Below are 13045 nucleotides of genomic sequence, written 5' to 3'. Positions count from 1 at the left end.
ACTGGAGAGGTGGCAGAGCGGTTGAATGTACCTGACTCGAAATCAGGCAGGCGTTAATAGCGCCTCGGGGGTTCGAATCCCCCCCTCTCCGCCAGTTTCGTCGAACGCCCCGCAAGGGGCGTTTTGCGTTCTGGGCTTCTGCGCGCCGCTGGTGCGCAATAGCTGCAGGCAGCCGCCGATCGCGGGCGTTTCTTGCACGCAGGCTTAACTGCGCGCTGCATAGCGTTCCTGCCTCCAGGAGGATCGTGATGCCGCAGCCAACTGCTCTGATACTCGACGATGACGGCACGTTCGCGCGTGCCGCCGGGCAATTGGCGTTCTCGGCCGGCTTCCGGGTGCAGCTTGCCGACACTCTCGCCGAGGGGCGTCTGTTCCTGGCCCGCTCGCGCGCCGACCTCCTGCTGCTGGACCTCCAGTTGCCGGACGGTTCCGGGCTGGACCTGCTCGACGACATCGATCTCGCGCAGCACGGCCAGGTCGTCATCGTCACCGGCAAGCCCTCGCTCGACTCTGCCAAGCGGGCCGTCTCGGCGCCGGTGATCGAGTACCTGGTCAAGCCACTCGATCCCAACCAGCTGCGCGCGTTGATGGAGCGCGTCGCCGCCCGCTACCGCGCCCCGGGCCGACCCTCGGCGGATCTCTCGGCGGTCAGCGAACTCGTCGGCAACTCGCCGCGCATCCGCAGCGTGATCGATACGGTGCTGCGCGTCGGGCCGACCGATGCCTCGGTGCTGCTGTGGGGCGAGCATGGCACCGGCAAGGATCTCGTTGCGCACGCCCTGCACGCTGCCAGCGGCCGCACCGGGCCTTTCGCGGCGGTCAACTGCAGCGCCGCCTCCAGCGAGGAACTCGCCGGACTGCTGGCGGATCCGGAAGCGACCCTGCGGCACGGCACCACCGGACTGACGGACGACGTGCTGCGGCAGGCCGACGGCGGCACGCTGTTCCTCAAGGAAATCGACGACATGCCGGCGGCGCACCAGCTGCAGTTGCTGGCCACGCTCGAGCGCATCGCCATTGCACCGGCCGGTGACGCCAGCCGGCGCACCTCGGTCCGGATCATCGCGGCCAGCAGCCGCGATCCCGCGGACGCGATGCGTGAGCGGGCGCTGCGGGAAGACCTCTACTACGCGCTCGACAACGTTTCGCTGGCCCTGCCCACGCTGCGCGACCGGGGTGAGGACGTGGTGGTGCTGGCGGGTCATTTCATCGACAAGCTCAACACGCTTTACCACCGCAACAAGCATCTGGCGCCCGGCAGCGAGGCGCCCCTGTTGCGCCACAGCTGGCCCGGCAACGTGCGCGAACTGCGCAGCGCCGTCCAGCGCGCCTATCTGCTGCAGGACGACGATGCGCTGCACGTGCGCCCCAACCTGCCCAGCGCCACCGTGTGGAAGGAATCGGACACCTCGATCCTGTTCTCGGTCGGCACCACGCTGGCAGAGATCGAACGCCGTGCGCTGCTGAAGACGCTGGCCCACTTCGGAAACGACAAGACCGCCACCGCCCGCGCGCTCGGCGTGAGCGTGCGCACGGTGCACAACCAGCTTGCGCGCCTGGCCGGACAGGCGAACGAGGACGCGCCGTCGAAATGACGCGTCCGAAGATGCTTGCCGATGTGGATTCCGAATGGCTGCACGCGCTTCGCAATGCGGTCAACGGCGCCGCCTGCGCCATCAGTGCGGCGCGTTCCGCGCTGGACGCCGGCGATCCGGCACGTGCGCGCGAGTTCCTGCAGGACAGCGAAGCTGCCTGTCGCCGCGCAGGTGAGCTGATGGTTCCGACTGCGCAATCGCCGACGCCGATTACAGCGGGCGGGGCGAAAAGCGGTGCAGCGCGTGGCCGCGTCCAGGCTGGCGACGCCGCTTCGACCTGAGGTGCAGGCAGCGTCGGCTGCCTCCCGCGCCGGCATGCAACATTGATCCTGGCGACGCCCGGTGAGGGCATCGGCATCTGCGCAATGTCGAACCGTGTCAGAGGTCGCGATCGGATCGCTGGCCATCCACACGCACAGCGCGCCCCGCTCAACCGGGGTCGGCGCGGACCTTCTTCGCCACCGGCGCCGTCAGGCCGCTGCCGAGCGACAGTTCGATCAGGCAATCGACGCCGTCCTCGCGCAGCCGGTACTGGGTCTGCGCCTTGAGCTGGTAGGGCAATGCGCGCTCGATCAGTTCGCGCCCATAGCCGCCCGACATCACTTCGGGCGCGCGGCGGACGCCGGTTTCCCGCCAGCTGACCTGCAACAGACCCTGCGTGCCCGGGGCGTCACGCACGCCCCACTCGATCTCGAGGCGCCCGCCGGCATCCGACAGGGCGCCGTATTTGAGGGCGTTGGTGGTGAGCTCGTGCAGCGCCAGCGCGAGGGTCTGCACCACCCGTGCGCGCAGGGCCACGCCGGACGGGCCCTGCAGCACGACGCGCGTGTCCGGCGCGCCGACGCCATGCGCGTCCAGCTCCTGGCGCAGCAGGGCGTCGAAGGTCACCGGCTGACCGTCGGGGCGTTTCGACAGCAGGGTCTGCACCCGGCCCAGCGCATCCAGGCGCTGTTCGAACCGGCGGCCGAAACTGGTGACATCGGTGCTCTCCTGCTGCGTGCGCAGGGCCAGCGATTGCACCACCGCGATGAGGTTGCGGGTGCGGTGCTGCAGTTCGGCCACGAGGGTTTCCATCAGCGCGCCGTCTTCGCGCTCACGCGTGATGTCGCGCCCGATCCCGCCGATACGCTGGAGCTGGCCGGCCTCGTCGTAGATCGGAAAATCGGTATTGCGGACCCAGACCACCCTCCCATCCATCGGGCGCACGATCCGGAACTCGTAGCTGGCGCGTGCGCCGCGCCGCACCCGGCGCACGGTCGCGCGCACGGCGGCGACATCGTCCGGATGCACCATCGACAGCCAGTAATCGGGATTGGCGAGGGACACCTCGCGCATCTGGCCGTAGATCGCTTCGAATGCCGGGCTCAGGTATTCCAGCGCCAGCGTCCGCACATCGCGGATCCACAGCACATCGGACGAGGCGTCGCCGAACTGCCGGAACCGGGCCTCGCTGTCGCGCAACGCATGTTCGGCCAGCCGGCGCGACGACAGGTCGAGACTCACCGCGACGCTGCCGACGACGGCCCCGGCCGCATCGCGCCAGGGACTGACCGACAGGCGCACCCAGCGCGCCTGGCCATCGACCAGGACCCGCTTCTCGACGGTGAACGCGGTGCCGTCGCGATAGAGCGTCGCCATGCGCTCGGCATCGTGCGGCCAGTCGTCGGGATGGGTCAGTTCCTGGATCGTGCAGCCGATCAGGGTCTCGCGCGCCCGGCCCATGACCTCGCAATGGCGATCGTTGACGTAGACCAGCCGGGCGTCGCGGTCGGCCATCACGATGCCGGCCGCGGCCTGCTCGGCCACCGCGCGGAAGCGCGCTTCGCTGCTGGCGAGCGCAAACCGGGCGCGCGCCTTCTCGGTCGCGGCGTGCACCCGTTCGCCGACTTCGCGCAGCAGATCCAGTTCGTCCGTGGTCCACTGCCGCGGCGTCCGGCTGAGGGCGGCGAACCGGTCGATGCCGCTGCCGCGCGGCGCCGGGGCACCGACCGCCAGCACGTCGTGCGCCTGCAGCAGCGTGCGCATGGCCACGGTCAGCCGCGGATCGCGGGCGGTATCGTCGACGACCACGCCGCCCTGCAGATGTCCGTCGCCGAACAGGCACACGCCCAGCGATGCCGCCGGCCACGCGCTCTGCGCACGCCCCTGCTCCCAGCCTTCGCGGACGATGAAGCCGCCGCGGCGACCATCGGCGTGACCGATGCGGTCCACATGCAGATGCGCGCCGAGCAGCATCGCCGCGACATCGTGGATCTCGCCCGGATCGCTCAGGTCGCGGATCGCGTCGCTGAGCGCCAGCAGCGAATGCTCGCGCCGGCCGACCGCCTCCGCCTCGCGCACGGCGCTCTCGCGCGCGAGCTCGCGTATCACCAGCAGCAAGCCGGCCGGCGTGCCGGCCGCGTCGCGGATCGGCGAGCAATCGACATCGAACAGCACCCGCTCGCTGCTGCCGTTGCGCAGGAGGTCGAACGGCGTGCCACGCAACTGCCTGGTGCGGCCGGCGAGCGCCGTCTCCAGCATGTCGGCGACCTCGGTCCGGATCTCGGGCCAGGCGTCGACCAGCGGCTGACCGAACTGGCGCGGATGGCGCTGGCCGAGCATCGTGCGCAGGGCGTCGTTGTAGAGATAGATGCCGGGGCTGCCCCAGGCCACGACCATCGGCACCGTGGATTCGAGCATCGTCGCCAGCGTGTGCCGCAGCACGTCGGGCCAGGCGTCGATCGGACCCAGCGGCGTGGCGCCCCAGTCGAACGCGCGACATCTCGCGGCCATCTCACCGGTGCACCAGGGCCAGGCAGCTGCGGACTCGGACATCGACGGGCGACCAGGACGGGGCTTCACTTTACGCCAGCGCCGTTGACATGCCGCAAATGCGAGCGGGTCCCCATGGGACTGCCCCATGGCAGGTGCACTGCCTGCGGACCGGGCTCGCACACGCGCGATGGATCCGCGCTGCCCGCGGCCGGCCTATGCGCACCGGCCGATCTGGCCTCACAATGCCGCATGCCTACCGCATTCGATCCCACCGCAGCGCCCCGCGAGCGCCCGCCCTTGCCGATGGCCGACCTGCAACGCCCACGCCGTTGTCCGCAGCATCAGCCGTCCGCGCGCGCGTCGGGAATCGCATGATCGAGTTCGGGCATCTGACGCACGTCGGCCTGCGTCGCGACCTCAACGAAGACACCTATTACGGCGACAGCGAGCTCGGCCTGTGGCTGATCGCCGACGGCATGGGCGGTCACGAGTACGGCGAGGTCGCCAGCGCGCTGGCGCGCGAGACCATCGTCCGCGAGATCCGCGGCGGCGCGTCGTTGCCGGTCGCGATCCGGGTCGCCGACGAGGAAATCATCCGGGCGTCGCGGCGGCGCAACGACAGCCTGCCCATGGGCACCACCGTCGTGGCTGCACGCGTGACCGGCCCGCGGTTCGAAGTGGCGTGGGTGGGCGACAGCCGGGTCTACCTCTGGCACGACCGCACGCTGGCGCAGCTGTCGCAGGATCACAGTTACGTCCAGGAACTGATCGCCAAGGGCGCGATCAGCGTCGACCAGGCGCGCAGCCATCCGCACCGCAACGTGGTGACCCAGGCGCTGGGCGTGACCGACCCGGATGCGCTCAATGTCGAGACGCTGTCCGGCGAGCTGGCACCCGGCACCCAGCTGCTGCTGTGCAGCGACGGCCTGACGGAGGAAGTCGACGACCACGTGATCGCACGCGTGCTGGCCCACACCGAATGCAGCGCGCAGGAATGCGTGGACGGGCTGGTGGCCGCCGCGCTCGATGGCGGCGGCTCGGACAACGTCACCGTGATCCTGATCCGCCGGCAGTGATCCGGGCCGGGCGGCTCCGCCTCAGGCGCTGAGCGCGGCTTCGGCCGGCGCGGGATCCCAGAGACAGTTGCCGGCGCGCTTGCGGATCGCCTCGACCCGCGCGGCATGCAGCGCCAGATCCACTTCGGGCACCTGCAGCGCCGGCCGTGCGCCGGTGGGCTGCAAAGTCGCCAGGCGCGACACCTTCGACGCCGATTCCGCAGGCGCGGCGAATCCGATCTCGTGCTGGCCCGCGGTCAGCGACAGGTAGACCTCGGCGAGCAGCTGGGCATCGAGCAGCGCGCCGTGCAGCTGGCGATGGGCGTTGTCCACGCCCAGGCGCTTGCACAGCGCATCGAGCGAATTGCGCTGGCCCGGGAAGCGCTGGCGCGCGAGCAGCAGCGAATCCTCGACCCGGGCGCGGCTGCGGATGTTGCCGTAGTGCGCGCCCAGCAGCGACAGCTCGTGATCGAGGAAGCCGACGTCGAACGCGGCGTTGTGGATCACCAGCTCCGCGCCGTCGATGAAGGCGAGGAAGGCATCGGCGATGGCCTCGAACGGCGGCTTGTCGGCCAGGAACTCGAGGCTCAGACCGGTGACTTCGGCCGCGCCCTGTTCGAAATCGCAGTCGGGACGGATGTACTGGTGATAGGTGCGCCCGGTCGGTCGGCGCTCGACGAGTTCGACGCAGCCGATTTCGACCACCCGGTTGCCCTTCTTCCATTCTAGGCCGGTGGTTTCGGTATCGAGGACGATCTGGCGCATCGCGTGCGGGCTCCTGGAAACGGTCAGGCGGCGGCGCCGCGCTGGGCGCGCGCAGCAGCGGTGGCGAGCGCGTCGACGCGCTCGTTCTCGGGATGGCCGGAGTGGCCCTTGACCCAGTGCCATTCGATCGTATGGCGGTCGCTGGCGAGCTGCAGCCGCTGCCACAGGTCCTGGTTCTTCACCGCGCCGCCGGAGGCGGTCTTCCAGCCGCGCTTGACCCAGTTGCGCATCCACTCGGTGATGCCCTGGCGCACGTATTGCGAATCGGTGTGCAGGTCGATCTGGCAGGGCTCGGTCAGCGCTTCCAGCGCCATGATCGCGGCCATCAACTCCATGCGGTTGTTGGTGGTCTGCGACTCGTAGCCACTGAGTTCGCGCTCGGTGCTGCGGTAGCGCAGCAGCGCGCCCCAGCCGCCGGGGCCGGGATTGCCGAGGCATGCGCCGTCGGTATAGATCTCGATCGACTTCATCGATGTCCTGCAGGTACGGGCGTCAGGTGGCCGGCGCGGCGGCCGGCATCGGCAGCGCACGCGTCCGGCGCACGGGGGTCAGGGGCAGATGGCGCTTCTGGCCGCGCAGGGCGAACGCCGCGCGCAGGCCCGGGCCGTTCTGGATGTCATCCACGGGCTGCACGCGCCAGCTGGGGCCGACACCGCGCGACACGGCATCGGGCGCCAGGCCGGCATCACGCAGGCGCCGGCGCCAGGCCAGCGGTTCGGCGCTGGCGATGCCGCAGCCCCGCCAACGCCAGCGGTAGGGCGTCAGCGGATTGAGGACCAGCAGCGTGAGGTGGCCGCCCGGTGCCAGTACCCGCGCGGCTTCGTGCAGCAGCTCGCGATCATTGCGGTGCGCGCCGACCACGTGCTGCAGGACGACGGCGCCGAAAGCCTCGCTCGGCAGCGGCAGGGGGCAGCTGCAGCGGACCACGCCGGTCAGGCCGGCGCCGCGCCGCACCAGGTGCAGCCCGCGGCCTTCGATCTCGTACCCCGGCGTGCCCGGCGACAGCCACAGCCAGGGCAGCCCCGGATGCACACCGAGCGCCTCGGCGACCAGCACGTGCTCGCTGTCGAGGATCGCGCGGCCGGCGGGGGTGTCGAACCAGTCGCTGGCGGCGGCAGGTTGACCGGTCGGGAGGATCGCGGGCATGGTCCGCATTGTACGGGCTTCACGGCCGGCACCGACCCGAGACGATGCGACTGACGCCCCTGCCCGCCTTCGACGACAACTACATCTGGATGCTGGAAGCCGACGATGCCGGCACGATCGTCGTCGATCCCGGCGATGCGGCGCCGGTCCTGGCAGCCGCCGACGCCGGCGCGGCGCCCGACATGGTCCTGCTCACGCATCATCACGACGACCATATCGGCGGCGTGGCGGCACTGCGGGCGCGCTGGCCGGCGCTGGAAATCGTCGCACCCGAGGATCCGCGCATCCCGTTCGCGACACGCCGCGTCGGCGATGGCGACCGGGTGGACTGGCGCGGCGGCGGGTTCGATGTCATCGCCGTCCCGGGCCATACCGCGACCCACATCGCATTTTCCGGTCACGGCCACTTGTTTTGTGGCGATACCCTGTTCAGCCTTGGCTGTGGGCGTCTGTTCGAAGGTACGCCCTCCCAGATGCTGGCCTCGCTCGACCGTCTGGCGGCCCTGCCCGCCGAGACCCTGGTCTGTTGCGGCCATGAATACAGCCGGTCCAATGCCGCGTTCGCGCGGAGCGTGGACCCGGACAATGCGGCGCTCGAGCGCCGCGAACAGGAGATCATCGCGATGCGCAGTGCCCACCGGCCCACGCTTCCCGTCCCGCTGCAGTCCGAGCTGGCCTGCAATCCTTTCCTCCGTACGGAGGCGCCTGCGATCCACGCAGCGGTGACCGCGCAGCTCGGTCACGCGCCCGCCGACCGGGTCGAGGTGTTCGCCGCGCTGCGGCGCTGGAAGGACGGTTTCCGCGCATGACGGCGCGTCGTGGGACCCGGCTCGCCGCGGCGCTCGTCCTCGCGGCGATGCCGGCGCTGTCGGGTATCGCCGGCACGGAGGGCGCGGCGCCCGCGCCGGCGCAGGCCAGCCTCTCCACCGCGATGGCCGGCAACGCCGGCACTGCCGGCGGTCCTGCGGTCCGTAACGGCCAGGACATCTACCGCCGGTTTATCGACGGCCTGGCCGACCAGGATTGCCGCGACGACGCCAGCGCACGCTGGCGTTCGCACTTCGGACACGTGCCGCGTCAGCTCGCCTCGCGCAGCAACGATGTGCTGCCGCTGTTCGGCTACGTGGTCGAGGCGATGCGCGAGGCCCACCTGCCGACCGAATACGCCCTGATCCCGTTCGTCGAAAGCGGCTACCGGCCCGGCGCACGCAGCGCTTCCGGCCCCGCGGGGCTCTGGCAGTTCATCGCGGTGACCGCGCGCAACCACGAGATCCCGATCCGCCCCGGCTATGACGGACGCCTGTCCCCGGCCGACGCGACCACGGCTGCGGTGCGCTATCTCAAGACCCTGCACGGCATGTTCGCCGGCGACTGGCGGCTGGCGGTGATGGCCTATAACGCCGGCGAGTACCGCGTGCTCGGTGCGCTCAAGCGCGCAGGCCAGGCGCCCGCCAGCGCCGAGCCTGCCGCACTGGCCATGCCGGACGTCACCCACAGCTATGTCCGCAAGCTGCACGCGCTGTCCTGCCTGATCAAGGAAGCAGAAACCCGCGACGGCTGGATGGCCGCACTCGACCGCGATGTGCCGGTGCTGCAGGCGATCCCGGTGCCGGCCGGCATCCGCGACCTCGACACCCTGGCCTCGCGGCACGAAACCGACGCCCAGCAGCTGCGCCGGCTCAACCCCGCCCATGCGGACGGGCGCGTGGCCCGGATCGGCCAGCCGGTGCAGATCCTGGTGCCGCAGGCGGCCGCGACCGCGCCGGTGTTCATGGCCGAGGCGCCGCCGGAACCCGATGCCGTCGACACCGCGGCGCCCGAGGCGCAGTCGGTGACCGGCCGTACCCACACCGTGGTGCGCGGCGATTCGATCTGGTCGATCGCGCGCCGGTACGACGTCGGCAGCCAGGCCCTGCTGCGTCGCAATGATCTCGACGGTCGCAGCGTGCTGCGCCCGGGCATGCAGCTCACGATCGACGACGGCCCCTGATCTACCGCGTGGCCCACGTGGCCGCGTCGGGCCCCGAACACCGCTGTCGGCGCGCAGGCCGGCACCAGACATGACGACGCCCGGCAATGCCGGGCGTTTTCCTGTCCAGCCGACGCGAGCCGAGCGGCTGCTGCGGGTGGCGGCGTCGAAGTGTCAGGTCCCGGCCCGGGTGGTCCGCCGTGCGCGCAGGCCGTTGTGGACATCCCATAGCAGAACGCCCGGCAGTGCCGGGCGTTCTGGATCGGTCAGAGGAGGCGGGCCTCGTTGACGGTGATCTTCATCTCGCTGCGCAGGGCCTTCTGCAGCACCTCGGCATCTTCGCTGCCGAGCAGTGCACCGAGCTGCTGGCGCAGCATCGTCCGCTCCTGCTCGCTCGCCTCCGCCGGATCACCCACGATCACGCGGTCGACGGTGAACACCACCGCACGACCATCGGCCAGTATCACGCGACCCGGCGTCGTTGCGCCCTCGGCCGGCGGGGCCGCGCGGAAGTAGGCCTGGTTGGCGACCGCATCCGGCACCGGCGCGCCACGCGGCACGCCCGGGATCGACTGCGCTTCCAGCGAACGGCCTTCGGCCAGCGCGGCCAGCGTGGCGCCGCCCTTGAGTTCGGCCACCATCGCATCGGCAGCCGCTTCGGCCTGACGACGCGCACGGTCGCCGCGCACTTCGGCGGTGACGCGGGTCCGCACTTCATCCAGCGTCTGCGCGCGCTCGGGCGTGTGGCTGGTGACGCGAATGAAGACCGTGTGGTTCGGACCCACCTCGATCGCATCGCTGACCGTGCCGTCCTGGGTCAGCGCTTCGGAGAACGCCGCCTGCACCACGGCGCTGTTGGCCGGGATGCCGCTACCGGCGCCACGCGCGAACGGGGCGATGGTCTGCACCTGCAGATTGCCAGCTGCCGCGGCCTGCTCGAGCGACATGGGATGACGGTTGATCTCGTCGACAATACGGCCGACCAGCTCGTTGTACCCACGCGAGCCTTCGTTGTCGCGGACCTCGCGCTCCATCTCTTCGCGCACGTCCTCGAATGCCACCGCGCGGCCGGCATCGACTTCGCGCAGCTGCAGCACGTGCCAGCCGAAATCGGTGCGCACGGGATCGCTGACCTGACCGGCCTGCATCTTGAACAGGGTGTCCTCGAACGCACCGGCCATCATCCCGGTCTCGACCCAACCCAGATCGCCGCCACTCTCGCTCGAACCCGGATCATCGGATTCTGCGCGCGCCAGCGCTGCGAAATCCGCGCCCGGCTGCTTGGCCTGCGCGGCGATCTCCGCAGCCTTGGCCCGCGCGGTCTCCTGGGCGGCGGCGTCGGCATCGGCCGGCACCTCCACCAGGATGTGCGAGGCCAGACGACGCTCGGCGGCGCTGAAACGCGACTTGACCTGTTCGAAATGGGCACGCGCTTCGGCTTCGTCGACCGCACCCTCACCCGCCTGCGCTTCGCTGCGCACTTCGATGTATTCCAGCGCGACCTTCTCCGGCTCGCGGTAGCGGTTGGCGTTGGATTCGAACCACGACTGCAGATCGGCAGCGGCCACCGGGGCTTCGTCCGCGGCCGGCGGCGGCACGATGACGAAGCTCACGTCGCGACGTTCGCCGAGCAGACGCATCAGACGCTCGGACTCGCCGGTGGTGACGAATGCGGATTCGGAAATCGCCTGCGGCACCAGCGCGCGCTGCATGTCGAGACGGATCGACGCATCGAACTCGGACGGCGTGCGCGGCGGCTGCGCCGACTGCAGGGCGAGCTGGTAACGCTGCGGATCGAACCGGCCCTCGACCTGGAACGCGGGAATCGTGCGGATCAGCGCTTCCACCTGCGCATCGCCGACGACGATGTTCGCGCGATCGGCGGCCAGTGCGAGCACCGCGCGGTCGATCAGCTGCTCGAGCACCTCACGCTTGCTCTCGATGGTCTCGAACCCGCGTGCGTCGAAGTTCTCGCCCTCGGCCTCGCGGCGCTGTTCGCGCATCGCGTCGAACGCCTGGCGGAATTCCTCGGTGCTCACTTCGGTGCTCGACCAGGCGACCTTGCGCACCAGCCACACGTCGGGCGCGGAGCGCCACCACTTCGGCGGTGCCTCCACCTTGGCGGCGTAGTCGGCATTGTTCTGGAACAGGTACTGCTCCATGCCGAAGAATGCGAACGGAACCGCCAGGACCGCCACGATGGCGATGGCGATCCAACCACTGGTCTTATCTCGAAGCGCTTGCAGCATTGTTCGGACACTGGAGGGGCGAGCCGGGCAGTTTAACCGCATGGTGACGCGGGCGCAGGCGCGCGCTTCCGGGGCCGCCGCGTCCGGTCCCGAGACCCGATCGCGTGTTCACAGTGGAGCCGGGGATGAAGTCGTATTCCCCGGAACGATCGCGTACCATGCGCCTCCGAACGCTCTCCCCGGGGTCGTCGCGCACGCCTGACGACCCGGTTTCCCAAGACGCCATACACCGCGTACAAATCAAAGAAGAGGAATTCGCATGGCTTCCAAGAATGACATCATCGCTTCCGTCGCCGAAAAGGCCGGCCTGTCGCGCGCCGATGCCGGCCGCGCTGTCGACGCGGTGCTCGACACGATCACCGAGACGCTGAAGAGCGGCGATTCCGCCAACTTCGTCGGCTTCGGTTCGTTCGTCGCCCGTCCGCGCGCTGCGCGTACCGGCCTGAACCCGCAGACCAAGGAGCCGATCCAGATCGCCGCCTCGACCGTGCCTGCGTTCAAGGCTGGCAAGGCGCTGAAGGATGCGGTAAAGTAAGCGGCTTGGTTGTTCCGCATGGGTGCTTAGCTCAGCGGTAGAGCGTCTCCTTTACACGGAGAGGGTCGGGGGTTCGAAACCCTCAGCACCCACCAATAGTTTCAAAGCGCGGAGCGGTAGTTCAGTTGGTTAGAATGCTGGCCTGTCACGCCGGAGGTCGCGGGTTCGAGTCCCGTCCGCTCCGCCAGTTACACCGGAAACCCCGCAGAAATGCGGGGTTTTTTTTCGCCTCTGCATTGGTCGCTGTGTGGAAGCCGCGAGCGTCCATTGGCGTCGCCTGACGCGTTCGCCCTGCCCGTTCGATCTGGCGGTCAACCTCTGGTCGTTTGAAGATGCGCGCCACATCTGCGCTGGACCCTTGGTCGTTCTCTGATCTGGAATCAGACGACAGCGCACATCCCCCGCGCCCGTACGGACCCGCTTCTCCTGTGCGCTGTTTGCGCGTGCATCACGCAGACGCAGGAACAGAGACGCGCTTGTACGCGCGCCGCTCATGCGACTGCGGATGGCCGGAGATCGCAAGCAACGACACGGCATCGATGTCGATGCATGACATCGCATCGCACTCCGACGACGGTGCGACGCGGCACGCTCACGCATCCCGAATGCGTCCCGGCACACGCGTCCATGACCACGCGCCACCGCCCTTGAGACCGATTGCAACGAAGTTGAATTTTCCTCTTCCCAAACCCGGAGATTGATGTAGAATCTCGCGCCTTGGAGCGGTAGTTCAGTTGGTTAGAATGCTGGCCTGTCACGCCGGAGGTCGCGGGTTCGAGTCCCGTCCGCTCCGCCATATGTAACGACGAAGCCCCGCAGCGATGCGGGGCTTTTTCGTATGTGGCGTACGTCGTTCTGAACGCCTGCGGCGCCCATGCACTGCCCGCCTGCGGTGCCGATTCCTGCATCGCCCTGATGCCGCGACACCCGGCAGTGCGTCGCCTCGCTGCACGCTCCGTCTCGATGCGCACCGCGCT

10 protein-coding genes and 4 tRNA genes are annotated in these 13045 nt (G+C 69.6%); 9 read left to right on the top strand and 5 right to left on the bottom strand.

Features of this window, described 5'->3' with window-relative positions; translation table 11 throughout:
- Positions 1 to 3: 3 nt before the first annotated feature.
- Positions 4 to 94 (top strand) — tRNA-Ser (locus tag AC3A5K_RS00640).
- A 154-nt stretch (positions 95 to 248) separates the two neighbouring features.
- Positions 249 to 1595 carry a sigma-54-dependent transcriptional regulator gene (locus AC3A5K_RS00635; RefSeq protein ID WP_487615585.1) on the top strand — a complete coding sequence of 449 codons (1347 nt, stop codon included), beginning with the start codon at positions 249 to 251 and terminating at the stop codon, positions 1593 to 1595.
- A gap of 429 nt (positions 1596 to 2024) precedes the next feature.
- Here AC3A5K_RS00635 and AC3A5K_RS00630 read toward each other — a convergent pair whose 3' ends face one another.
- The gene (locus AC3A5K_RS00630) at positions 2025 to 4409 is read right to left on the bottom strand and encodes a PAS domain S-box protein (protein ID WP_487615584.1); all 2385 of its coding nucleotides are present in this window, start codon (positions 4407 to 4409) and stop codon (positions 2025 to 2027) included.
- A 311-nt stretch (positions 4410 to 4720) separates the two neighbouring features.
- Between AC3A5K_RS00630 and AC3A5K_RS00625 the strand changes: the two genes are divergently transcribed.
- Complete coding sequence (locus tag AC3A5K_RS00625) at positions 4721 to 5425, top strand: PP2C family protein-serine/threonine phosphatase (protein WP_487615583.1); 705 nt, start codon at positions 4721 to 4723, stop codon at positions 5423 to 5425.
- A gap of 21 nt (positions 5426 to 5446) precedes the next feature.
- Here AC3A5K_RS00625 and dnaQ read toward each other — a convergent pair whose 3' ends face one another.
- Genes dnaQ through AC3A5K_RS00610 form a run of 3 tightly spaced genes read right to left on the bottom strand, consistent with a single transcriptional unit; the run spans position 5447 to position 7315 of the window.
- Positions 5447 to 6169, bottom strand: a complete 723-nt coding sequence (gene dnaQ, locus AC3A5K_RS00620) for a DNA polymerase III subunit epsilon (RefSeq protein WP_487615582.1) — start codon at positions 6167 to 6169, stop codon at positions 5447 to 5449.
- 23 nt (positions 6170 to 6192) lie between these two features.
- A complete protein-coding gene (gene rnhA / locus AC3A5K_RS00615) occupies positions 6193 to 6639 on the bottom strand; it encodes a ribonuclease HI (protein WP_487615581.1) in 447 nt (148 codons plus the stop codon).
- A 22-nt stretch (positions 6640 to 6661) separates the two neighbouring features.
- Positions 6662 to 7315: a methyltransferase domain-containing protein gene (locus AC3A5K_RS00610; protein ID WP_487615580.1), complete on the bottom strand. Its 654-nt coding sequence runs from the start codon at positions 7313 to 7315 to the stop codon at positions 6662 to 6664.
- Between the two features lie 44 nt (positions 7316 to 7359).
- Here AC3A5K_RS00610 and gloB point away from each other — a divergent pair, with 44 nt between their 5' ends.
- Together gloB and AC3A5K_RS00600 are read left to right on the top strand one after the other, a co-directional pair.
- The gene (gene gloB, locus AC3A5K_RS00605; RefSeq protein ID WP_487615579.1) at positions 7360 to 8124 is read left to right on the top strand and encodes a hydroxyacylglutathione hydrolase; all 765 of its coding nucleotides are present in this window, start codon (positions 7360 to 7362) and stop codon (positions 8122 to 8124) included.
- Positions 8121 to 9305 carry a lytic transglycosylase domain-containing protein gene (locus AC3A5K_RS00600; protein WP_487615578.1) on the top strand — a complete coding sequence of 395 codons (1185 nt, stop codon included), beginning with the start codon at positions 8121 to 8123 and terminating at the stop codon, positions 9303 to 9305. The genes gloB and AC3A5K_RS00600 overlap by 4 nt, the downstream gene beginning before the upstream one ends.
- A gap of 245 nt (positions 9306 to 9550) precedes the next feature.
- Here the strand turns inward: AC3A5K_RS00600 and AC3A5K_RS00595 are convergent, their stop codons facing one another.
- Positions 9551 to 11533, bottom strand: coding sequence for a SurA N-terminal domain-containing protein (locus AC3A5K_RS00595; protein WP_487615577.1), 1983 nt, complete (start codon positions 11531 to 11533; stop codon positions 9551 to 9553).
- Between the two features lie 259 nt (positions 11534 to 11792).
- Between AC3A5K_RS00595 and AC3A5K_RS00590 the strand changes: the two genes are divergently transcribed.
- The 4 genes from AC3A5K_RS00590 (at position 11793) to AC3A5K_RS00575 (ending at position 12864) form a co-directional block, all read left to right on the top strand.
- Positions 11793 to 12068 (top strand): HU family DNA-binding protein, encoded by a 276-nt coding sequence (locus AC3A5K_RS00590; protein WP_487615576.1) that lies wholly within the window; start codon positions 11793 to 11795, stop codon positions 12066 to 12068.
- Positions 12069 to 12088: 20 nt separating this feature from the next.
- A tRNA-Val gene (locus AC3A5K_RS00585) sits at positions 12089 to 12163 on the top strand.
- A gap of 15 nt (positions 12164 to 12178) precedes the next feature.
- Positions 12179 to 12255, top strand: a tRNA-Asp gene (locus tag AC3A5K_RS00580).
- 532 nt (positions 12256 to 12787) lie between these two features.
- Positions 12788 to 12864: transfer RNA gene (locus AC3A5K_RS00575), tRNA-Asp, on the top strand.
- The last annotated feature ends 181 nt before the right edge of the window (positions 12865 to 13045 follow it).

It is taken from the genome of Luteimonas sp. Soil_C_5 (assembly GCF_057656615.1).
Note: the sequence above shows the minus strand (reverse complement) of the source record. Positions and strands in the feature narration are given on the sequence as shown.

What these genes read in the sequence shown, in the direction of transcription:
- AC3A5K_RS00635 (WP_487615585.1), top strand. Translation starts at nt 249, where the DNA reads ATGCCGCAGCCAACTGCTCTGATACTCGACGATGACGGCACGTTCGCG.
- AC3A5K_RS00630 (WP_487615584.1), bottom strand. Translation starts at nt 4,409, where the DNA reads ATGTCCGAGTCCGCAGCTGCCTGGCCCTGGTGCACCGGTGAGATGGCC.
- AC3A5K_RS00625 (WP_487615583.1), top strand. Translation starts at nt 4,721, where the DNA reads ATGATCGAGTTCGGGCATCTGACGCACGTCGGCCTGCGTCGCGACCTC.
- dnaQ (WP_487615582.1), bottom strand. Translation starts at nt 6,169, where the DNA reads ATGCGCCAGATCGTCCTCGATACCGAAACCACCGGCCTAGAATGGAAG.
- rnhA (WP_487615581.1), bottom strand. Translation starts at nt 6,639, where the DNA reads ATGAAGTCGATCGAGATCTATACCGACGGCGCATGCCTCGGCAATCCC.
- AC3A5K_RS00610 (WP_487615580.1), bottom strand. Translation starts at nt 7,315, where the DNA reads ATGCCCGCGATCCTCCCGACCGGTCAACCTGCCGCCGCCAGCGACTGG.
- gloB (WP_487615579.1), top strand. Translation starts at nt 7,360, where the DNA reads ATGCGACTGACGCCCCTGCCCGCCTTCGACGACAACTACATCTGGATG.
- AC3A5K_RS00600 (WP_487615578.1), top strand. Translation starts at nt 8,121, where the DNA reads ATGACGGCGCGTCGTGGGACCCGGCTCGCCGCGGCGCTCGTCCTCGCG.
- AC3A5K_RS00595 (WP_487615577.1), bottom strand. Translation starts at nt 11,533, where the DNA reads ATGCTGCAAGCGCTTCGAGATAAGACCAGTGGTTGGATCGCCATCGCC.
- AC3A5K_RS00590 (WP_487615576.1), top strand. Translation starts at nt 11,793, where the DNA reads ATGGCTTCCAAGAATGACATCATCGCTTCCGTCGCCGAAAAGGCCGGC.